A 19,236-nucleotide genomic window follows, 5' to 3' on the forward strand; every position below is an offset into this window, starting at 1 on the left:
AATTGTCTCGAAGCAGGGACACAGGCGAGTTTCGAAACTCCCTTTCGTTTAGGGACGTACATTTTCCCAACGGTGGGTCGCATCGGTCCACTCCACCTGGTCGGCGATCCGTGCGGCCCGCAACAACTGGTTGAGATGTCGTTCCGCATGGAGGGGGATGTAAAGGAGCCATTGATACGCATTCAATGGTCCCATACCCCCGTGGGGCCAGATGATCGCCTTGAGCGGAAGCTCGGAATTTCGAGACAGGATTTCATCGACTCCTTGGTAGCTTTTTTCAAGCAGACTTCTGATGTCTTCCTGCCGCAGCCCGCGAAATGTCGAAGTCTTTGCGTTTGCTTGAGCCCTACCAATATTGGGCAAGTAGCGCTTCAGAACAATTTCCTTTCGGCCCGTGATTTGCTCCCAGTCTGCATAGGGCGAATCTGCCAGATGCTTTCGCACTTGTCCCAGTATCTCCTCATCGACAAGTAGGGTGTGTTCGACGATTTGGGAAGGATTCCAGTCACCTGGCACCTGCGCGGTTATCCAATCCACTGCGCTGAAGTGTCCCGCTACTTCGACCATGGTGCTATGTACCGTCCGAAGATGCTCAAGGAGCCAAGTGCGTTCTTCGTTCGAAATGAGACTCGTCGCCAAACTTGATCCTTTTTCGCCGGGCTCAGCCAGAGCGTAGACCACATCGCGCTGGGTCGAGGGCACGTTGCGCTCAAGCCGGCGGCCTTCAGGCTGTTTTGTTCGCTGCGCGTCTCGCCAATGCAGCGAACTCATCACGCCCATACGCTGTCCCCGATATTCCCCAACCGCCCTCTGCAGCCTCGGTCAATAAAACCCAGGTCGCGCGGGCAATGGTGGGGTCTTGAGCAACCTCAGCAACAATCTGAGTGATTTCGCTGACGAGTTGCTTTTGTCCTTCGCGCGAAAGTGCGGAGGGCGGCGTCACGATTTGCACACGCACTGCGCGTGCTGTCGCGTCGGCAGCCGTCTGGAAACATGCGACGGGAAGCAAATGGAGAAACGCAGCGGTGTTCTCCAGATGAAAGGGCCCTGGTTCTGCGACCCCTTCCGCACGCAGAATGGCGAGCGTAATGCGTTCACCCAACGTGCGTTCGGAGCCTGAAGGGAACATTCCTTCCGGGGCGTAGACATCGGCCATTGGCATTTGGACTCACCTCTAAAGGGGATAAGAAATAAATTAGACGATCCACTGGTGGCTACTGAGTCTTAGGAGAACGCCACAATAAGATTCAGACATCTCCTCGTCCTTACGACTTGGCTGCGACCGCCTCAAGGCTTTTTCCCACCATCGAGATGGGGCGGATTCAGGATGACAGGCGTTCCTTTTTCTCCGAAAAACACGGCCAGGAATTTCATCTCTCCAGGCCCGGTATTGATCCCGCGATGCCACTTTGATCGAGCTTGCATAAAGGCTTGACCGGCCTTGAAGACCAAATGATTGCCGTCCGCAAATTCAACAGTCAACTCACCTTCGAGAATGTAAAGGTAGCCAGGTACGGGATGGATCATCCAATCTGTTTTACCGCCCGGCGGCAACGAGAGAATGACCGAACTGACTTCGGGATTAGGCGTAGAAAGATAAGTAATCGGCTCGCCCGCATCGGTCGTCGTGTCCTTCGAGACAATCGTAATTTTGGTTTGCGTCTCGCTTGGGGGCGGAACGGTACTTTGCAAAAGCATCTCTCACTCCTTGAAATCCCGACCTCAAATGACTCCCGAATATTTCCTGATGCCCTCACATCTCAGCAAGTCAATAAAGCGGCGTTCGACAAATCAATGTCCGCAAGGCACTTCATTTAGAGTTCAATCATACGCTATAGCGAGCCAGTGACAAGTCCGCCGCTTCTGGCTATACCGCGATTGGCTACAAAGCCGAGGATGATCCTGGATGGATGCCTGTTGGCGAAGGATTGTCATCGAAAAAGGATTTAAAAATATCGGACACCAGCCCGGTAGCCGTCGCCCCGACAGCCGGTTGATCCCATGACAGCGAAGCGGACCTGACGCCTATCCGAAGCGCATCTAGGACTGTTATCGCCTTGAACACCGTCGCGGCTTCTTCCATGAATGTTCTACCAACGCTCATCAGATCTCCTCCACCCGCAAGCCATGCCCCGATTCCAGGCATCAATACGCTACTCACGCGGCGCTGTATATGCGGGTTTCGCACCGCATACAGTTGGAACTCCATCAGTAGGATTATGGTGTTGGAGTTCTCCGTAGCATGAATGACGCGCTGACGTGCTGGGTCCGTAGCATCTTTGCACTGATTGAGTTCGGCTATAATTGCTCGGATGACAGCGCCGTGTTGGAGTGCGCGCTCCTCGATAAGCGTGACAAACACATCTTCTTTGTCTTTGAAGTGTGAGTAAACCGCGCCCCTTGTCTTACCTGCTGTCTGGGCAATGTCGGCCAACGCAGCCTTTTCATATCCGTCTCGAACAAAGACTATCTCGGCAGCACCTAGCAACTCTTGATACGTCCTGGTGCTGCGCGCCTGCTGCTTCTTGCCGTCGCGGGCATTGTGCTTGCATGTCTGCAGCAGGCGTCCTTCGGGATTGAGTTGTTTCCGAGTGTGGAGCTTCATCTAAACACCTCGATATACCAATGCAACGAAGAGGTCCGCAGGGATGAAACCGGCGCCATACTTCGAATCGAAGGACGCCGTAACTCTCTTCGCAAGTGTGTCTGCGAGCGAAAGCCCAGAGGCCTTGAGTGTCGCAACGCGATGCCGAGTCTCCGTCAGCATGTTCCAAGAATCTACGAGGTCTTCACGGCTTCCAACACTGCCGTGCCCTGGAACGATCAAGGTATGGGAATTAGTGAGCTCTAAATTCTCTCGCGTGGCTTCGATGAGGCCATCAATGCTTCCTCCGCTGTCGTAGTCGATGAAGGGATAAATGCCATTGAACCAAGTGTCGCCAAGGTGGAGTACGTCGAGCCGTTCGAAGTAAACCGCAGTATCGGAGTCGGTATGGGCAGGGGTATACCGCCTGAGAAGAACGCTCTCATTCCCAAGATCTACCCGCATCTGCTGATCGAATGTCAGCGATGGAAGAGCGCCTTCACGCGACGCTCCACGACTGTAACGAAATGCTGGAATACTTTGAGGAAGATTCAGGCGTTCTCGCGTGCGTCTGTGCGCGATGATGGTCGCACCCGACGTGTGGAGCCATTCATTTCCATCGGTGTGGTCGAAATGGCAATGTGTGTTGATCAGGAAGCGGACAGGATGAGGCGAGATCAACGATAACGATGCTTCGATCTCGGGCTGAGATATTGCGAATCCGCTATCTACGAGTATTTTGCCCTCGGGGTGGTCGAGAACAACCATGTTTGCGCCGGAACCCGAGAGCACTGTTATCTCGGATCTCAACTCTTGCAATGTGATTTCTGGATGGAGCCCAGTTGCCCGCATCTGTTCTGCGGTGAACCTCGCCTCTGGAGCGGACACATCTTCGGCAGTCATCATGCCTCCTAATTAGCGTCCAGATGGAAAGGACGGTTATAGGGCTCAACTGGGAATCCTTCTTTTTCCCAGGCTTCGATCCCGCCTGCCAGCACTCTTACCTTGAGGAAGCCCATCTTGTGCGCTGCCGCTAGAACCGCCCCCGTGCTCTCTTCTCCAGGACAAGTGCAATACAGAACGTAGTCAATCTCTTTGGAGAGCATGTTTGGATCTGCAAGAATTGCACTCGGTGCGATCCACTTAGCCCCCGGGATGATTTCTGTGTGCGCTAGGAAATCAAGCGGTAGTCTGAGATCCAGCAAGGTCGGCTTGATCGGCGAAGTGAGCATTTCCCGTAGAGTATTTGGACTGATGAGATGCTGGCGCATTTCGGCTAAACGACGAGCCCGCCGCCTCCACAAGACCGTCCCAAAGAGTATGGCGAAACCAGTAAAGACGAGACCTAACGCGTTCAACATATTCATCTCCCGGAGAGTCAGTCCACGAAAAGAGACTTCATCAGACACCTTTTGAATCGAACGAATGCCCAGTGGCATGTACCGGCCTTGGAGAACAAAGGCTACGGTTGCCACCCACCACCTAGTGCGCGGAACGAGCCGACTGCGGCCCGAGCGGCACTCTCGCGGCTGACTGCCAAGTCATCCTTTGCTGCCAACAATTGACGATCAGCATCCAGCACGTCTGTCAGTCCGATAACCCCGGCCTCATACGACTCCTGGGAACGGTCACGCACACGTTGCAACTGCGCAATTTCACGAAGAAGTTCTGTCCGCCGATTCTCCGATTGCACAAGCAGGGTGAATGCATCTTCGACATCCTCGGCTGCGTGGAGCACCGAACTGCGGTAGTGGACCAAGGCCTCTGCATTCGCGCCCCGTGCCTGCTTCACCTCAGCATCGACTCTCCCAAAGTCGAAAAGTCTCCATCGGAGACCAGCGACTCCTATCGGCTGAAAGCCTTGCTGCTCGAAGAGGTGAGCGGGAGCGAGTGCTTCAGAACCGACAATGCCCGAAAGGGAAAGCTTGGGGTAGTACTCGGCGAGTGCCTGACCGATGCGTGCGTTGGAAGCGGCGACTTCGCGCTCCGCTGCAATGATGTCGGGGCGACGGCGAAGGAGGTCCATCGGTGCCGAGGCGTTTGGGATATTCGGAACGGCCGGGATGTCGGCTACAACCTTGAGTTCCGCAGCGTAAGTTCCCGGTTGCGCCCCCATCAACACATCGAGGCGGTTAAGTTGGGACTCCAAGACAGTATCGAGCAAGGGGATAGTTGCTCGTGCACCAGAGAGAAGCGCCTCTGCTTGCGCCAACTCCCTATCAGAAGCAACACCTGCCTCTCGACGCTGACGAACAAGATCGACGAGGTGCTGGTCTGTGTCAATTTGTCCATGGGCGAAGCTCAACCGAGCCTGGGCTCCCCTAATTTGGAGATACGCGTCTGCCGCTTCCGCGGCGATAGAGATGCGTGTTCCTGTGCGTAGGGCCTCAGCAGCATGAGCTTCCGCAGTGGCAGCCTCGGCCCCCCTGCGTAGGCTTCCGAAGATATCCGCCTCCCAACTGGCTGAGACTCCGAGGTCGTAGTAGTTCTGATCGCGGTCGTAGCCGGGGATGATGGGCGAAAGGCGGCCAACCTGGCTTTCCGTCGATTGCGAAAGCGAGGTGGTTGAACCATAGGCGCTTCCGGCCGGCAGGCGTTTTGCTCCCGCTTCCTTCGCTGCTGCTCGAGCTTGTTGAACCCTAGCCATCGCAGCCGCTAAGTCGAGGTTCTCGTGCAACGCTCGCTGTACGACTTCAGTGAGCTTTGGATCTTGGAAGCCTTCCCACCACTTGTCGATAGCAGGCGCAGGCGGAGCGTCCACCCTTGCTTCGATGGACGGCGCGTTATGAAACGGCTGCAACTGTACCGACGGAGGGCGGTAATTGGGGCCAACTCTGCAACCACTCAAGGTCAGAGTAAGCGAGAGGGCCAGCCCTAGCTGAACGGGAAGAGTCCAAGACGCCTTGTTCTGACGACTGTCGGCGCTGCTGAGAAGAATCTGGCTTGCGAGTTGACGAGAACGATGGCGACTATTCATAGTGAGTGAAGAGTATGACTATTCGTCACTCGTTGTCAATCAGATGGTTAGTGTCAGCGCAAATGATTTCTCTTGAGTGTCTATGAAAACAGATGGAACGGCCCGCAGTAAGGCTCGTGATATTTCGTCCTGGAGTCCATCGGATCAAGCTCGTCGCGATGCCATCCTGCGAGCTGCCAGTGCTCACGTGCGGCACTACGGCTATCAAAAAACAACGGTCGCAGATATCGCAAAGACTATCCACCTCTCGACCGCCTACCTATACAACTTCTTCGACTCAAAGCAGGCCATAGGGGAGGCCGTCTGCACACGCATTCTGTCGGATCTGATGTCAGAGCTCGATCAGAGCGTCCGGCAGATTACGTCTCCCAGTGAATGTATAGTATTTATTTTTCAATATCTTGCAGAAGTTTCAATCAAAATGTTTCGGGACGATCGGAAGATTCATGACCTTGTGGCCCGCTCTTTCCATGAGCATTGGACATCACCCACTGCCTACAATGCTGAGCTTCTCTCCATACTCAAGAGCGTCATTCTTCGCGGTCGCGAGACAGGGGAGTTCGAAAGGAAGACCCCGCTCGATGAAACGTGCGAAGCCGTTCGATATACGACAGAAACCTTCTTCCATCCGGTACTGCTCGAACAAAATCCCCGGAACTTAATCGACGAGGCGTTGATGGTCGCGCTACTCGTTCGTCGCTCTTTGCTTTGTTGATGAATGACGAATTGACAAACTCGTCACTTGTGTATAGATTCGCGTTCAGGAGCAAGAGGAGAGCAACCAGTGAGGAATTTCAAAGACAGTCTTATAGCCCCGGCCCTTGCGATCGTTGTGATCGGCCTCGCCGGTTGCAATCACAAGGTCGATGCCGACCCACGAACAGAACCGGAATTAGTGAGGATTGCGCAGGTGAGTGCTGCATCAGGTGCAACGCGAGCCTTCACCGGGGTCGTCACCGCAAGAGTCGAAAGCAACTTGGGATTTAGGGTTCCTGGAAAGGTCACGAAGCGGCTAGTTGACACTGGGCAGTTCGTGCATGCGGGCCAGGTGCTCATGACGATCGATCAGACGGATTATTCCCACGCTATCGTTGCCAGGAATGAGACTGTCGCTGCGGCCAAGGCTAAGGCCGATCAAGCTTCCGCAGACGAGGCTCGATATCGTGGTCTCGTGAAAACGGGAGCGATTTCCGCATCGACCTACGATCAGGTCAAAGCGGCTTCCGATGCAGCGCAGGCGGAGCTACAGGCGGCGCAGGCACAAGCCCATGTTGCCCAAGATGAAGGTGATTACTCGAAGCTTGTCGCCGACGCCGATGGAACAGTCATCGAGACCTTGGCAGAACCTGGTCAAGTCGTTGCTGCGGGACAGCCGGTTGTTCGCTTGGCTCATGCTGGTCCTCGCGAAGCTGCGGTCAATCTTCCAGAAACCGTGAGACCTCACCTTGGCTCGACTGCAGATGCTTCCGTCTATGGACAACCAACCCACGTAGTTGCTCGCTTAAGACAGCTCTCGGACTCCGCAGACCCGGTAACCCGTACGTTCGAAGCTCGGTACGTCCTGGGAGGAACTGAATCGAGCGCCCCACTGGGGGCGACGGTTACGGTCCGCCTTGATGGCGGAACTCAAGATCTGTTTGCTGTTCCGATTGCTTCGATCATCGACTTAGGCGGCGGAACCGGCGTCTGGAAACTCGATCCTCAGAACAACACAGTGACCTTTCAGCCGGTTCACATCCACAATCTGACCGATGAGGAAGCGATTCTGACCGACGGCGTTCAACCCGGCGAGAAGATCATCGCTCTTGGTGTCCACCTTCTTCATAGTGGGGAACGTGTACGTGTTGAGGAAACTCGCGCGGAGGTGACACAGTGAACCTTCATGACAAAGACCACAATCAGTTCCACGTTCACGACACCACTGGCCCCGAGTTTCGCGAGAAGGCTACAGAGTCCTTTCTAAACCTGTCAGCGATTGCTGTGCGTGAAAAGGCGGTGACCTTCTTCCTGCTGCTAGCCGTGATAGGGGCAGGAATCTTTGCCTTCTTTCAACTTGGACGTGCAGAAGACCCAACCTTTACCGTGAAGGTCTTCACCGTCGCTGCCGTGTGGCCTGGTGCCACCGCGCAAGAGATGCAGGACCTCGTCGCAGAACCGCTCGAAAAGAGAATGCAGGAGCTGCGCACCTACGACCGCGTCGAAACGTTTACCCGTCCCGGTCTTGCGCTTATGAAAGTGTCTCTCAAGGACAGCATGAACCCAAAGGATGTCCCTGAGGAGTTCTATCAAGCCCGCAAGAAGCTCGGAGATGAAGCACACAAACTTCCACAGGGCACCTACGGCCCGTTTATCAATGATGAGTATTCTGACGTCACCTTCGCTCTATACTCCGTCGAAGCGCACGGCCTTCCACTTCGTACCCTGACACGTGAAGCAGAGACCTTGCGTCAGCGGCTCCTGCAGGTTCCGGGCGTTAAGAAGATCGATATTGTTGGGGAACGTCCAGAGAGAATCTTTGTAGAGTTTTCCTACGCGAGACTGGCCACCCTTGGGGTGAGCCCACAACAGATCTTTGACGCTCTCGTCAAACAGAACGCCGTTACCCCTTCAGGTTCCGTTGATACCCGCGATCAACAAGTATTCATCCGCCTGGATGGTGCCTTGAATGACCTGCAAAAGATCCGGGATACTCCAATTGTTGCGGGGGGACGCACTCTCACGCTGTCAGACATCGCGGATGTCAAACGAGGTTACGAAGATCCAACGACTTTCATGATTCGGCATAACGGCGAAGACTCACTCGTGCTGAGCATCGTCATGAAGGAAGCGTGGAATGGTCTGGACCTTGGGAAAGCGCTGGAAACTGAGCAGAAGAAAATCTCCGCAGAACTTCCTGCCGGGATCACCTTCAGTAAAGTCACTGATCAGGCCGTGAATATCCGAGAAGCGTATGACGAATTCATGCTCAAGTTCTGCGTCGCGCTTGGAGTCGTCATGATCGTCAGTCTACTCAGCCTGGGCTGGCGCGTAGGCATTGTCGTTGCCGCCGCAGTGCCCCTTGTCTTGGCCGCAGTCTTCATCGTGATGCTCGGGACGGGCCGTGTCTTCGACCGCGTCACACTTGGTGCTCTAATTCTCGCTCTGGGTTTGCTCGTTGACGACGCGATCATCGTGATCGAAAGCATGGTCGTCAAGATGGAGGAAGGATGGGACCGTGTCCAAGCCGCAGGATACTCTTGGGGCCACACAGCCGCACCACGCCTTGCAGGCGCACTCGTCACCGCAATTGGCCTCATGCCCGTAGGCTTTGGCAAGTCCACAGCCGGTGAATACGCCGGAAATATCTTTTGGGTCGTTGCCTTCGCCCTCTTGGTGTCTTGGCTTGTTGCAGCAACATTCACTCCTTATCTTGGTGTCACCCTGTTGCCGAATGTGAAGCCTATCGAGGGAGGCCACGAGGCGATCTATTCGACTCCCGGATACCAGAAGCTTCGTCGCTTGGTAGCAGGAGCGGTCAACCACAAGTTCATTGTCGCTGCCATCGTGGTCGGAATCCTGGTCGCATCTTTCGTCGGCATGGGTTTCGTGCGTCAACAGTTCTTCCCGGCTTCAGATCGTCCGGAGATGTTGGTAGAAATTACCCTGCCGCAGGGAAGCAGCATTGAGACAACAAGCCAGGCCAGCGCGAAGGTTGAAACTTGGCTCCGTCATCAACCCGAAGCAAAGATCGTGACCGCGTATATCGGGGGAGGCGCTCCTAGATTCTTTCTCTCCTACAACCCGGAACTCCCCAATCCGAACTTCGCCAAGATCATCGTTCTCACTCCAGATGAGAAGCAACGTGACGCTCTCAAGCTTCGCCTGCAACAGCAGGTTGCAGCAGGGATCGCACCGGAGGCCCGCGTTCGCGCTTCGCAGCTTGTCTTCGGTCCGTACACTCCGTGGCCAGTCGAGTTCCGCGTGATGGGGCCGGATGTAGAAAAGGTGCGCGATATCGCGGCCCAGGTGAAGCAAGTCATGGTTGCCAGTCCGAATACGCGTCAAGCGAATGAAGATTGGGGAGAGAAAGCTCCGACTGTTCATTTCGTTCTCGATCAGGACCGTCTCCACTTGCTCGGTTTAACCTCAAGCGATGCTGGATTGCAGATCCAATTCCTCTTGACCGGCATTCCAGTATCGCAGGTTCGAGAAGATATCCGAACGGTCGACATCGTAGCTCGCAGCGCGGGAACTGACCGTCTCGACCCCAGCAAACTTCAGGACATGACGATCATCAGCCACGATGGAAAGCTGATCCCAATCAGCCAAATCGGACACGTTGAGGTTCGTCAGGAGGAGCCCATCCTAAAACGCCGTGATCGGCTCACAACCATCACCGTTGAATGCGACATAGCTGAAGGATTGCAGCCGCCTCAAGTATCGGCAGAGATCCTGAAGTCGATTCAACCAATCATGGCGAAGCTCCCGTCGGGATACAAGATTGAGGTCGGCGGTAACGTCGAAGAAGCGACCAAGGCAAACGTAGCTCTCGCGAGTGTCTTTCCGATGATGATCGTATTGATGCTCACGGTCATCATGCTTCAAGTCCGTTCCTTCTCCGCAATGTTCATGGTCGTGTTGACCGCGCCCCTGGGACTTGCCGGTACCGTTCCGACGTTGCTCTTGTTTCATCAGCCTTTTGGCTTCAACGCGATCCTTGGCTTGATTGCCCTGGCAGGCATCATCATGCGCAACACGCTCATCCTGATCGGTCAAATCAAAACCAACCAGGAAGAAGGCATGAGTAGCTACGACGCCGTAGTGGAAGCGACAGTGCAACGTGCGCGACCAGTATTGCTAACCGCTCTGGCCGCAGTGCTTGCATTTATTCCACTTACGTTCTCGGTCTTCTGGGGTTCGATGGCATACACGCTCATCGGAGGAACCTTCGTCGGCACGATATTGACCCTTTCATTTCTCCCCGCCCTCTACTCGATTTGGTATGGGGTGAAACCAACCGCAGTGTCAGCAAACAAAGGTGAACCAATCCTCATCGAGGCATAAACCAGAGTCGGCGGCAAGATCTTCCCATCTTGCCGCCGCTATGGTCGTCCAATTCCGGCAGGAGTTCAACGATGTCGTTGGGTAGCCGATCACAAACCGCAGCATGGTAGTAAGGAGGATCTATGGCGAATGCAAATATCATCGACGTAACGGATAGCACGTTCCAATCGGCGGTCCTAGACTCGGATCAGCCAGTCCTGGTGGATTTTTGGGCAAGCTGGTGTGGTCCTTGTAGGACGCTCGCTCCGGCGGTCGAAGAGGTCGCCAATGAGTTTGAAGGTAAGCTCAAAGTTATGAAGCTTGATGTCGATCAAAATGGTGTGACGGCCAGTCGTTTTGCGATTCGCGGCATCCCAGCCCTTCTCCTCTTCAAGGACGGCAAAGAGGTTGACCGGATCGTCGGGCTGGTTCCCAAAGACACCATCAGCCAAACAGTCATCAGCCAAATCAACTAAGGCATTTCTCCCGGCATCACTTCGGACTCGGCCTTTCGGGGCCGAGCCCGCGTGTCTGTGCTGGCAAACGGCAGTCCTGGATATAGATGGCAAGAGCTAACATAGCAAACGCGAATTTCTTCGATGGCGATTTAGCCAAGCATGCGGTACCGTCCCTGCACGGTAGGGTGGCGCTTGTTGTTGGCGGGACGCGGGGATTGGGAACATCCATCTCACAGGCACTTGCCCACGCTGGTGCACATGTCTGTGTCACCTATTCCGCATCAGAGAGCAAAGCCAAGGAACAGGTTGAAGCGTTGGAGAGCTTACGAGGTGCGCGTGCGATGTCGTTCAAACATGACCCGAGCGACTCCAAGCAAGCCCCTTTACTGATTCAAGATGTTACTAAGGCGTTCCAGCGCCTCGACGTGCTTATCCACGCGTGTTCCTTTGCTCTTCATGGGAAGACCATTGATGACCCCAGTGTCAATACGCAGGCGCTGGACCTGCAATGGCAAGTGAATGTTCATGGATACATTGCTCTAGTGAGGGTCGCCGCTCCGCACATACGTCCGGGTGGCCGCATCATCGCTCTCAGCTCCTCCCTTGCTCAGAGAGTGGGCATCCCTGGAGTTGCCGACTATGCTGGGACCAAGGCCGCGGTGCTGGGCTATACGAGAGGCGTCGCGAGGGACTTGGCCCCTCGCGGAATCACCGCAAATGTAGTGTTAGCTGGAGCGCTGAAATTTGAAACGCCTAGAACACGACGAGGGCCAATGACAGGTCTCTACTCGCAAGAAGATGTCCGTGACGAGCCTGTAACTACGGAGGATGTAGTCAGCGCTGTGATGTTTCTGGCTTCTTCCTATGCTGGGGCTATCACCGGTACTGCTCTTGACGTAACGGGTTGCGATCTTGCTTAGTCATCGCTCATTCAGCACCTACACGCCGAACTGCCGCAGGTGGTAGTCAATATGGATTTGGAGCAACTTGCCCCATTCCGCAAGTGACATTTTCCCGAACATGCAATGTGGGCCCCAATCATTGATATCTCGCTTGTGCCAGGCCGCTTCGACGATATCAAGGAGCCGCCCCTTCTCCAGATCGAAATCGAAATGCTGATCGGTAGCGAGCTTGAACCCTCTCGGTAAACGCAGGCCGGTCGGTTGCTCCGAAAACCAGTCGACAAGTATCCACCGAAATACGGTGCGCGAGGTGAAATAGCTTTCGTCCGGCACCTCATAGAAGCCATTCGGGTGACCACACGCGAGGTTGAGATGGTGTAGCCCTCGATCCACGGTCATCGAGCCCCAACAAGGCGTCGATGTTGGTTTCAGTGAGCCAATTCTTGATCGCAGTTCCTCAAGCTTTGTCGCCGTGAAGAAGGCCATGCCTTCTACTTGAGGCATACGGATCGCTCGAGGAGCATATCGAATCATCGCCAGCCCGGTCATCCAAAAGTCCTTCGTAAACGATTCTGATATCAGATTTGCCATATCTTGAGGCCCTCGGCCTTGTAGGCCACTAGCTTTCGATGAGATATTGTCCTCGCAGCAAACACTGCTGCGTCACATGCATAGAGTTTATGAGTACTCCAAACGATTCAGCGTTAGTAATGGATATTCCACAGACCGCTGATCTGAAGTTGCCGCCCGACCGCAGCAATCATGGAGATCGATTCGGCTTGATGCTCCTGCTGAGTCTAAGCTGCACTTTTGAATCGGTTAGCGCAGACCTGTACTCTAGTAAGCATCGATCCGCAGGAACCTTGGCGGAGTCGGAGGGGTTTCTATGAGGCGATCAAAAGCCGACAAGGCCATTACCCATTCCAAGATTCTCGCGGTCGCCGCGAAACGTTTCCGCGAACGGGGATTAGAAGGAATTGCGGTTGCTGATGTCATGAAGGAGGCTGGCAGCAGTGTCGGTGGTTTCTATAAGCACTTCGGTTCTCGGGACGAACTGGTTGTCGAGGCACTGGCGGAGGCATTCAAAGATCTTGACCGATGGGAAGAAGAGGCCGCCGATCTGCCTGCTTTCTTGGAACAGTTCCTCTCAGACGGCAACAACACCCGACCGGCAATCGGTTGTGCCGTCACCGCATTTGCCGGCGATGTTCGTCATGCCAGCACAAGCGTAAGAACGGTCTATACGCAGCGGGTCAAACACACGATCAGCTATTACAACAATGGAGTGAAGGGGGGCGATCCCCAATCGAGACGGACTCGTGCCATCCTGCTACTCAGCGCTGCCGTTGGTAGTGTCTCTCTTGCACGCGCCGTCAACGACAGGGCGCTTTCTCAAGAAATACTCAAAGCGGTGCGAGACGAGTTTGCGATTCTCGCGCAACGCCCATTGCCTCGTGTCGTGAAGCCCAAGGACTAGAGCACCAAACTCTACCAAATCTGTGCACCGCGCCACGGAGCCCTTGAGACTTGAGCGGGGTCACCGGCTCAAGGAGCCAGGGATCGCAACACCAGATTCGCCACTGCCGTGGCGTCTTCCTCAAGATGATCCAGATTCTGTTCCAGCAGAATCGGATGGAAGAATGACTGCATCGTGTGATGGATAGCCCGGCAGGCTTCCTCGAGGGACGTCTTGCGTTCAAATTCTCCTAGTTCACGACCGCGCACCAAGACGCGCCGAATGATATCGATCAACGCTTGATTGTATGCATCGAGGTTGTTCCAACGCTCTTCGAACGATGCCGTCACAATGTCGTGCATCTTTCGGTCCTCGAAGAAGAGCTGCGCCCCCTTGAGAGCCAAACTCTTATAAATCTTGCGCATACACTCAACCGGCGATGCCGTCTCTTCGACGATCTTTTCCAATGCTGCAGTCCGCTCGCTCAGGCAGAGCGCACACACCGCTTCGCCAATAGCCTGTTTTGAAACAAAGAACTTATAGATATAAGCAGGCGAAAGACTGATAGCCTTCGCCAAATCAGCAACCGTGGTTTTTCGGTAGCCGTAATGCCTAAAGTGCTCCCCGGCGGCCTGCAAGATCTGCTCTCTCCGCTGATGTTCGGCTGGCCCCCTTTGACCCGCCGTCATTGCCGCATGCTCGAGTTCGTTGACCGTCGCTACCATCGCTCTATGGTAGTCCTTTTTCTTAGATTTTGCTACGGATGACGATTTTCGACAGTAGTCACAAGTCTTGCCGAAAGCTTGCCTGAAGGGAAGTCAGAGCTTCTTCTTGAAGTATGAAAGAGCAGCTGCGTTCTTTGGATTTTGTGCCAGAATATCGCGGTAGACGTTTGCCTCATCTCTTGTCCGGCCATTGGCACCGTAGATTTGGGCTAAAAGTATCTTGGCCTTTTCACTTTCAGGGAAAAGCGATACGTCGAGCTGGGACAGTTGGAGGGCTCGCTCGGGCTTTTCCCCGAACTTCAGGCGCTGAATCCAACTCTCTAGTTCATCTTCATCGAAATCCGTCGTCGGCCCCCGTGGCCTCAACATCGGCGATCATGCGATTTAGATGTGCAAAGCCATCGACTTCCTCGTCAGCCCGGAATTTAGATACACCGGACAACTCGATCCGGTCGTCAAAGGCTGCAGCAACCTCGTCAGTAAGATCTTCGGGACTGGCACCCAGGATGTTGGTGAGAATCACGACACCAATGCCGCGATCTGGGTAGAGTGCAAAAGCTGATCTGGCTCCGCCTTCCATGCCGACCGAGGTATAGTGCCGACGCTGTTCGCGGCTCCATCCGAGGGCGAAGGAGCTAAGGGAACCATCGTTCAGAGGCACAGGCGTCCACATTGTGGTTCTGGACGCGTCACTGATCTGCTTGCCACCGAGAATTGAAATCATCCAGCGAGCCATATCGTCGGCTGTTGTGTTGAGACCGGAGTTTGCATGCATCATCGGTCCGAACTGCTCAAAATGATTGAGAATGAGCCCATTTTCACCGATGCGATACGGCTGGGATTTATTGAGGATGACGTCTCTCGAGTCGCCGTAAGAGGTGTTCATCATCCCTGCAATCGACAATTGGCGATCGATCAATGAAGAGTCCGGGGGGCGGCCCTCCAGTTTGTTGATAATGAGCTGGACCAGGCGAAGATTCGTTTGACAGTAATCCTCCTTTTCTCCGGGAGGTGATGTTGGTTGTTGAACTGCCCATGCCCAAGCCGCTTTTTCGTTTCTAATCCCGGTAAATTCACTGTCACCGTAGGCGAAGATGTCGGGAAGACCTGACACCTGCCCGAGCAACTGTCGTACAGTGACTTTGCCCCACGCTGAAGGTATGTCGCTCAAATACGCGGAGATTGGGGCCGATAGCTCCAGCCGTCCTCTCTCTACCTCTTCCATCGCAGCGACCCCAGTGAAGGTTTTAGTGATGGAATTGATCGAAAACAGTGTTTCCGATGTCACCGCCACGGGCGTTTGCAGGTTCGCTACCCCGTAGGATCGCAAAAAAACAGCGCGTCCATTCATCACCACGGCGGCCTGCATGCCAGGAATTTTGCGATCCGCCATGGCTCTTCGCAAAATCACATCTGTCCTCTGGCTTGGCGTCTCAGCTTCGGCGCCGCTTCTCATGCAGCATCCCACAGATAGGAAGAGCATGACCTGTATTACCGACCTTGCTGACCAACTCCTCATTCCACTCCACTGCTTTCGCTTTGGCACAGGCGATCGCTCCTGTGTTGTTCGCTTCTCTATGCCGATTCGATCTATGTCTTGTGAAACGCAGGTTCAATCGGCGAAAAAATAGTCCATGAGCTGAATTTGCGCCAGGCTGCCTTTAGAACTTCTTGTGCCACTTGGCTCACACGAAAATACCTCCCGTGAAGAAGCGACCAAGATGCCATTAGATTGGTCGTAGGCGGTGACATCCTCGACAAGGTTTAATCCACCTTGGACCTCGGAATTGCTGCGTATTCTACGAAGCAGCCCATCCTTACCGTAGTACGCAACTTGGCTACGAAATGGCACTTCAAGATCGGGTGGGTAGCTCACCTTAAGCGCCCGCCAAACCTCGTTGCCCTCGATCCACGGGGAAAGCTCCTCAGTGCTGAATCCGGGCATGGAGTACAGAAACGGACCCGCCGCAATCTGGCGTATGACAGTCGCCATGAAGTGAGCGGTCTGAAGGACATCCCATTCAGCACCTACGCCCTTGAGCAGCAATGTGTGTCTTGGCCGGAGCTGAGAAGCCAACTCGACCCCGTGTGAGTCGAAGAGCGAGATTCGATCGGGGTCAGTCATGATTCGCCCCCCGTCGTTAGGCAGAAGGATCACGCCGCGCTGATCGCGAAGAGAGAAGAGCAGACGAGATTGAGGCACCATGCCCCGCCGGCCACTCAGTTCACAGAGGGTTCCACGAACATCAATGTCGGTGACGAAATCCGTCACGCTTCTCCATCGTGCAAGACCGCCATGTGCCTCGATCACCGAGTCCAATAGATTTCCCAAGAAGCCTCCTCCATTCGTACCGCTCGCTTGAAGTTCACCATCACAGGTTGCTGGTTTGGGGACACACCATTGGGACTGTTCTTCGCTTATATCGTGGGACTTTTCACCTAACGGTAGCGATTCGTGCCCAGCGAAGAGTTGAACTCACAAGCGGCGGAGAGGTATTCATTCGGGGTTGCCGAGACGCGCATGCCATCCTTGAGAGATCGATCCGCCTTGCCCAATCGACACAAGACGAGATTCAACCTGTAGTCACGGTAGGACACAGCCCTTATGCAGACCCATTGCTGATGTCCGCGCTGCTGGGGATACATCTGCCTCGATATCCAACGCTTAGGCTCCGAATCGAGAGTATGTTTGCGTCAGAACTTGCACATAGTGTGCTCGTTTCGGAACTTGATCTCGCGATCATCACCGAGCCATCAGAAAATGCGCAACTGACTCTGGTAAAACTCGCGACGCATCCACTGTGCGTCGTGATGCCCGTAGAGCATCCCGCTGCAACCAAGTCTTCCGTATCTATGGACGACTTTGGGGGAGTCGGATGGATGGTTTTCCCGCGAAAGTCCCATCCCAGCATCTACGACCGGCTTATGGAACAAGCACGGATAGCCGCCGCCTCTCGGGTGGAACTCCATCACTACGTCAGTCCACAGGAGACACTGCAACTGATCTCCGAGAACTTCGGAGTTGCTTTCGCGGCCAAAGGCATCGCGGAACAGCTAGGAGGGCGGAAAATTGCGGTACGGCTCCTAATGCACAAGACGCTTCAGATCACGTCGTATCTTGTTCTTCGTTCCGATCAGGCATCCCGGCTCGTCAATGAGTACGGTCGAGCATTGATCCGGAAGATTCTGCCAGCTTCGCGCCTTGAATCCGCATCTGGCCAACTCCTCCTTGGCCTCTGACGGAGCACCTTTTCTCTGAGTTGGGTGCAGGAACTCGACAGAACTTTCCTTCAGATCCTTCGTCCGCACGAAAGCTGGTATTCCGTGTGGGAATAGTGAACGGATGAGAAGTTATTGGACTCATCCGAGCTTTCGCGTCAATCCTAGTCCGCACAGATGTACCTGTTTCGTAAGTCCATCCAGCCGCGCCCAGGTCTGGATGTTCGAGGAGGATGACATGACAGAAATGCGAAAGCCCCCGGCCTCGGAGAAGCCGATTTTCGGTCCCGGAGCTGCCCCCTACTGGATTGCAACAAAGCAGCAGCCTTCTTGGGAGTTCATCCGCGGACACTACAGCGCATGGTCTTACGTGGGGAAATCCATGCAGTCCGTGTAGGGAAACTCTACCGATTTGTCCCTTCGGCCATCCAGGATTGGGTGATCGAACACAATCTAGCAAGCTGACCGATTGCCAAGGCACTGAACAGTTTTGCTGGTTTCCTCCGGGGCAATCCGCTACGCTTGAGACAGCCATTTGTGCCGGGAAATCAGGAAAGGAACCTGATGGAACGAGCACGTTATCAATTCGGAAGTCTTACACGCAAGAAGCGGGCGAAGGGATCAGACGCCTGGGAGTTTCGGTACTACGAGTCGACAGCAACAGGATCTCGGGAGCGCAGAACGGCGACCGTGGGCACCGTCGATAAGTACAGGACCAAAGCTCTCGCACAGAAGGCCGTCGAAGCTCTTCTCCTAAAACTTAATGCTGAAACACCACAGCAACAGATGGCCGTGGTCACCTTCGGTGCCATTTGCGACCGATACCTTGAGGAAGAACTGCCAGAGCGATACTCGACGGCGAAGTCCTACCAGTCGAATATCAAGAACTACCTCAAGCCACGCTGGAGTGATTATCTGCTCGACAAGATTCGGTCCATGGCGGTCGAAGATTGGTTGAAGAGCCTCTCGATGGCACCGAAATCGAAGGCGCATATCCGGAGCGTGATGCACCTCATGTTTGAGTGTGCGACACGCTGGGAACTCTTCACCGAGCAGCGCAATCCGATTGCGCTCGTCCGTATCAAGGGCGGAAGCAAGCGCCAGCAGCGTCCCATCATCCTGACTGTGATCAGTTCGAATCCGTCGTCGCGACACTGCGAGAGCCGTATCGGACGATGGTGCAAATTGCCCAATGCCTCGGCCTTCGCGTAAGCGAGATCGCGGCGCTTCAGTGGGACGACTTCGATTTTGAGAAGAACCAGCTACTCGTGCAACGGAGTATCGTGAGCGGGCGCGTGGACGATGTCAAAACCGAATACTCCCAGGACTATGTTCTGCTTCATCCCAGCCTCACCAAGATTGTTCTGGAATGGAGCAAGCAGGCTGTACCGACAGAGGAGGGCTGGTTGTTTGCCAATCCGATGACGAACCGCCCGTACCATCCGACCGAGATTCAGAAGCGCTACTTGAGCCCCTCTGGATGATGCACGGTTCAGTGTCCGATGTGTGGCTCCAGGCCAGGCGTCTGGTGCTGGCAGGATGGGCCGACTGCTAACGGTAAGCGCGTCCTGATTCACGAGGAGCGCAAACTTGCGGCAGGGAGGCTGGGCGAGATCGGATGGTACACGTTCCGTCACACGTATCGTTCGTGGCTGGACGAGACCGGGGCACCGATGAAAGTACAGCAGGAACTGATGCGTCACGCGGTGATCCAAACGACCATGAATGTCTATGGACAAGCCATGTCGAGTTCGAAGCGGGAAGCGAATGGAAAGGTCGTCGAAATGGTGCTCAAGCCGATGTCAGCGAGCGCCTAAAACGGCGGTTTTTCTTATTGGGAGTTTGTCGGATCGACGGTCAAATCAGAAATTGTTGATTTGATTGGTTGCGGGG

The 19,236-nt window shown here is 54.6% G+C and carries 24 protein-coding genes; 12 read left to right on the forward strand and 12 right to left on the reverse strand.

Going from position 1 to position 19,236, the window contains the following annotated elements; all coding sequences use genetic code 11:
• Positions 1–48 precede the first annotated feature (48 nt).
• The 7 genes from PW789_RS07030 to PW789_RS07060 all read right to left on the reverse strand — a co-directional run bounded on the left by PW789_RS07030 (position 49) and on the right by PW789_RS07060 (position 5,561).
• Complete coding sequence (locus PW789_RS07030) at positions 49–780, reverse strand: DinB family protein (RefSeq protein WP_299373448.1); 732 nt, start codon at positions 778–780, stop codon at positions 49–51.
• Positions 725–1,156 (reverse strand): hypothetical protein, encoded by a 432-nt coding sequence (locus tag PW789_RS07035; RefSeq protein ID WP_299373451.1) that lies wholly within the window; start codon positions 1,154–1,156, stop codon positions 725–727. Before PW789_RS07035 ends, PW789_RS07030 begins: the two co-directional genes overlap by 56 nt.
• Before the next feature lie 131 nt (positions 1,157–1,287).
• Positions 1,288–1,698, reverse strand: a complete 411-nt coding sequence (locus tag PW789_RS07040) for a cupin domain-containing protein (RefSeq protein WP_299373454.1) — start codon at positions 1,696–1,698, stop codon at positions 1,288–1,290.
• 184 nt (positions 1,699–1,882) lie between these two features.
• On the reverse strand, positions 1,883–2,605 hold the full coding sequence (locus PW789_RS07045) for a TetR family transcriptional regulator (RefSeq protein ID WP_299373456.1): 723 nt from the start codon (positions 2,603–2,605) through the stop codon (positions 1,883–1,885).
• The gene (locus PW789_RS07050) at positions 2,606–3,490 is read right to left on the reverse strand and encodes an MBL fold metallo-hydrolase (protein WP_299373458.1); all 885 of its coding nucleotides are present in this window, start codon (positions 3,488–3,490) and stop codon (positions 2,606–2,608) included.
• Between the two features lie 5 nt (positions 3,491–3,495).
• Positions 3,496–4,059, reverse strand: coding sequence for a rhodanese-like domain-containing protein (locus PW789_RS07055; RefSeq protein WP_299373461.1), 564 nt, complete (start codon positions 4,057–4,059; stop codon positions 3,496–3,498).
• A complete protein-coding gene (locus PW789_RS07060) occupies positions 4,047–5,561 on the reverse strand; it encodes an efflux transporter outer membrane subunit (RefSeq protein WP_299373464.1) in 1,515 nt (504 codons plus the stop codon). Before PW789_RS07060 ends, PW789_RS07055 begins: the two co-directional genes overlap by 13 nt.
• Positions 5,562–5,643: 82 nt before the next feature.
• Here PW789_RS07060 and PW789_RS07065 point away from each other — a divergent pair, with 82 nt between their 5' ends.
• The 5 genes from PW789_RS07065 to PW789_RS07085 all read left to right on the forward strand — a co-directional run bounded on the left by PW789_RS07065 (position 5,644) and on the right by PW789_RS07085 (position 11,961).
• Positions 5,644–6,276 (forward strand): TetR/AcrR family transcriptional regulator, encoded by a 633-nt coding sequence (locus tag PW789_RS07065; protein ID WP_299373467.1) that lies wholly within the window; start codon positions 5,644–5,646, stop codon positions 6,274–6,276.
• A gap of 69 nt (positions 6,277–6,345) precedes the next feature.
• Positions 6,346–7,437 carry an efflux RND transporter periplasmic adaptor subunit gene (locus PW789_RS07070; RefSeq protein WP_299373470.1) on the forward strand — a complete coding sequence of 364 codons (1,092 nt, stop codon included), beginning with the start codon at positions 6,346–6,348 and terminating at the stop codon, positions 7,435–7,437.
• A complete protein-coding gene (locus PW789_RS07075; RefSeq protein WP_299373473.1) occupies positions 7,434–10,604 on the forward strand; it encodes an efflux RND transporter permease subunit in 3,171 nt (1,056 codons plus the stop codon). Before PW789_RS07070 ends, PW789_RS07075 begins: the two co-directional genes overlap by 4 nt.
• A 122-nt stretch (positions 10,605–10,726) precedes the next feature.
• Positions 10,727–11,059, forward strand: coding sequence for a thioredoxin (trxA, locus tag PW789_RS07080; protein WP_299373476.1), 333 nt, complete (start codon positions 10,727–10,729; stop codon positions 11,057–11,059).
• 86 nt (positions 11,060–11,145) lie between these two features.
• Positions 11,146–11,961, forward strand: a complete 816-nt coding sequence (locus PW789_RS07085; RefSeq protein WP_299373479.1) for an SDR family oxidoreductase — start codon at positions 11,146–11,148, stop codon at positions 11,959–11,961.
• An 18-nt stretch (positions 11,962–11,979) separates the two neighbouring features.
• Here the strand turns inward: PW789_RS07085 and PW789_RS07090 are convergent, their stop codons facing one another.
• Positions 11,980–12,534 carry a DUF1569 domain-containing protein gene (locus tag PW789_RS07090; RefSeq protein ID WP_299373482.1) on the reverse strand — a complete coding sequence of 185 codons (555 nt, stop codon included), beginning with the start codon at positions 12,532–12,534 and terminating at the stop codon, positions 11,980–11,982.
• 295 nt (positions 12,535–12,829) lie between these two features.
• On the opposite strand from PW789_RS07090, the gene PW789_RS07095 reads away from it, so the two are divergent.
• Positions 12,830–13,420 carry a TetR/AcrR family transcriptional regulator gene (locus PW789_RS07095; protein ID WP_299373485.1) on the forward strand — a complete coding sequence of 197 codons (591 nt, stop codon included), beginning with the start codon at positions 12,830–12,832 and terminating at the stop codon, positions 13,418–13,420.
• A gap of 68 nt (positions 13,421–13,488) precedes the next feature.
• Here PW789_RS07095 and PW789_RS07100 read toward each other — a convergent pair whose 3' ends face one another.
• From PW789_RS07100 to PW789_RS07115, 4 genes are all read right to left on the reverse strand, one after another.
• The gene (locus PW789_RS07100; protein ID WP_299373488.1) at positions 13,489–14,124 is read right to left on the reverse strand and encodes a TetR/AcrR family transcriptional regulator; all 636 of its coding nucleotides are present in this window, start codon (positions 14,122–14,124) and stop codon (positions 13,489–13,491) included.
• Between the two features lie 93 nt (positions 14,125–14,217).
• On the reverse strand, positions 14,218–14,493 hold the full coding sequence (locus PW789_RS07105) for a hypothetical protein (protein ID WP_299373491.1): 276 nt from the start codon (positions 14,491–14,493) through the stop codon (positions 14,218–14,220).
• Positions 14,456–15,517, reverse strand: coding sequence for a serine hydrolase domain-containing protein (locus tag PW789_RS07110; protein WP_367182488.1), 1,062 nt, complete (start codon positions 15,515–15,517; stop codon positions 14,456–14,458). Before PW789_RS07110 ends, PW789_RS07105 begins: the two co-directional genes overlap by 38 nt.
• Before the next feature lie 219 nt (positions 15,518–15,736).
• Positions 15,737–16,456 (reverse strand): hypothetical protein, encoded by a 720-nt coding sequence (locus PW789_RS07115; RefSeq protein WP_299373565.1) that lies wholly within the window; start codon positions 16,454–16,456, stop codon positions 15,737–15,739.
• Between PW789_RS07115 and PW789_RS07120 the strand changes: the two genes are divergently transcribed.
• The 6 genes from PW789_RS07120 (at position 16,423) to PW789_RS07140 (ending at position 19,160) form a co-directional block, all read left to right on the forward strand.
• Positions 16,423–17,364, forward strand: a complete 942-nt coding sequence (locus tag PW789_RS07120) for a LysR family transcriptional regulator substrate-binding protein (protein ID WP_299373497.1) — start codon at positions 16,423–16,425, stop codon at positions 17,362–17,364. The genes PW789_RS07115 and PW789_RS07120 overlap by 34 nt on opposite strands.
• A gap of 217 nt (positions 17,365–17,581) precedes the next feature.
• Positions 17,582–17,740: a hypothetical protein gene (locus PW789_RS07125; protein WP_299373501.1), complete on the forward strand. Its 159-nt coding sequence runs from the start codon at positions 17,582–17,584 to the stop codon at positions 17,738–17,740.
• A complete protein-coding gene (locus PW789_RS20070; protein WP_367182489.1) occupies positions 17,704–17,808 on the forward strand; it encodes a hypothetical protein in 105 nt (34 codons plus the stop codon). The genes PW789_RS07125 and PW789_RS20070 overlap by 37 nt, the downstream gene beginning before the upstream one ends.
• Before the next feature lie 99 nt (positions 17,809–17,907).
• Positions 17,908–18,555 (forward strand): hypothetical protein, encoded by a 648-nt coding sequence (locus tag PW789_RS07130; protein ID WP_299373504.1) that lies wholly within the window; start codon positions 17,908–17,910, stop codon positions 18,553–18,555.
• Positions 18,519–18,827, forward strand: a complete 309-nt coding sequence (locus PW789_RS07135) for a tyrosine-type recombinase/integrase (protein ID WP_299373507.1) — start codon at positions 18,519–18,521, stop codon at positions 18,825–18,827. The genes PW789_RS07130 and PW789_RS07135 overlap by 37 nt, the downstream gene beginning before the upstream one ends.
• An 18-nt stretch (positions 18,828–18,845) precedes the next feature.
• The gene (locus tag PW789_RS07140; RefSeq protein WP_299373510.1) at positions 18,846–19,160 is read left to right on the forward strand and encodes a hypothetical protein; all 315 of its coding nucleotides are present in this window, start codon (positions 18,846–18,848) and stop codon (positions 19,158–19,160) included.
• The last annotated feature ends 76 nt before the right edge of the window (positions 19,161–19,236 follow it).

It is taken from the genome of Edaphobacter sp., assembly GCF_028283685.1.
Lineage (GTDB): Bacteria > Acidobacteriota > Terriglobia > Terriglobales > Acidobacteriaceae > Edaphobacter.

Excerpts from the sequence above, each read along its gene's own strand:
- PW789_RS07100 (WP_299373488.1), bottom strand. The coding sequence starts at position 14,124 with ATGGTAGCGACGGTCAACGAACTCGAGCATGCGGCAATGACGGCGGGT.
- PW789_RS07065 (WP_299373467.1), top strand. The coding sequence starts at position 5,644 with ATGAAAACAGATGGAACGGCCCGCAGTAAGGCTCGTGATATTTCGTCC.
- PW789_RS07140 (WP_299373510.1), top strand. The coding sequence starts at position 18,846 with ATGTGTGGCTCCAGGCCAGGCGTCTGGTGCTGGCAGGATGGGCCGACT.
- PW789_RS07110 (WP_367182488.1), bottom strand. The coding sequence starts at position 15,517 with ATGGCGGATCGCAAAATTCCTGGCATGCAGGCCGCCGTGGTGATGAAT.
- PW789_RS07095 (WP_299373485.1), top strand. The coding sequence starts at position 12,830 with ATGAGGCGATCAAAAGCCGACAAGGCCATTACCCATTCCAAGATTCTC.
- PW789_RS07030 (WP_299373448.1), bottom strand. The coding sequence starts at position 780 with ATGGGCGTGATGAGTTCGCTGCATTGGCGAGACGCGCAGCGAACAAAA.
- PW789_RS07045 (WP_299373456.1), bottom strand. The coding sequence starts at position 2,605 with ATGAAGCTCCACACTCGGAAACAACTCAATCCCGAAGGACGCCTGCTG.
- PW789_RS07105 (WP_299373491.1), bottom strand. The coding sequence starts at position 14,493 with ATGTTGAGGCCACGGGGGCCGACGACGGATTTCGATGAAGATGAACTA.
- PW789_RS07125 (WP_299373501.1), top strand. The coding sequence starts at position 17,582 with ATGACAGAAATGCGAAAGCCCCCGGCCTCGGAGAAGCCGATTTTCGGT.
- PW789_RS07035 (WP_299373451.1), bottom strand. The coding sequence starts at position 1,156 with ATGGCCGATGTCTACGCCCCGGAAGGAATGTTCCCTTCAGGCTCCGAA.
- PW789_RS07050 (WP_299373458.1), bottom strand. The coding sequence starts at position 3,490 with ATGATGACTGCCGAAGATGTGTCCGCTCCAGAGGCGAGGTTCACCGCA.
- PW789_RS07085 (WP_299373479.1), top strand. The coding sequence starts at position 11,146 with ATGGCAAGAGCTAACATAGCAAACGCGAATTTCTTCGATGGCGATTTA.
- PW789_RS07040 (WP_299373454.1), bottom strand. The coding sequence starts at position 1,698 with ATGCTTTTGCAAAGTACCGTTCCGCCCCCAAGCGAGACGCAAACCAAA.
- PW789_RS07135 (WP_299373507.1), top strand. The coding sequence starts at position 18,519 with ATGGTGCAAATTGCCCAATGCCTCGGCCTTCGCGTAAGCGAGATCGCG.
- PW789_RS07060 (WP_299373464.1), bottom strand. The coding sequence starts at position 5,561 with ATGAATAGTCGCCATCGTTCTCGTCAACTCGCAAGCCAGATTCTTCTC.
- PW789_RS07090 (WP_299373482.1), bottom strand. The coding sequence starts at position 12,534 with ATGGCAAATCTGATATCAGAATCGTTTACGAAGGACTTTTGGATGACC.
- PW789_RS07130 (WP_299373504.1), top strand. The coding sequence starts at position 17,908 with ATGGAACGAGCACGTTATCAATTCGGAAGTCTTACACGCAAGAAGCGG.
- trxA (WP_299373476.1), top strand. The coding sequence starts at position 10,727 with ATGGCGAATGCAAATATCATCGACGTAACGGATAGCACGTTCCAATCG.
- PW789_RS20070 (WP_367182489.1), top strand. The coding sequence starts at position 17,704 with ATGGTCTTACGTGGGGAAATCCATGCAGTCCGTGTAGGGAAACTCTAC.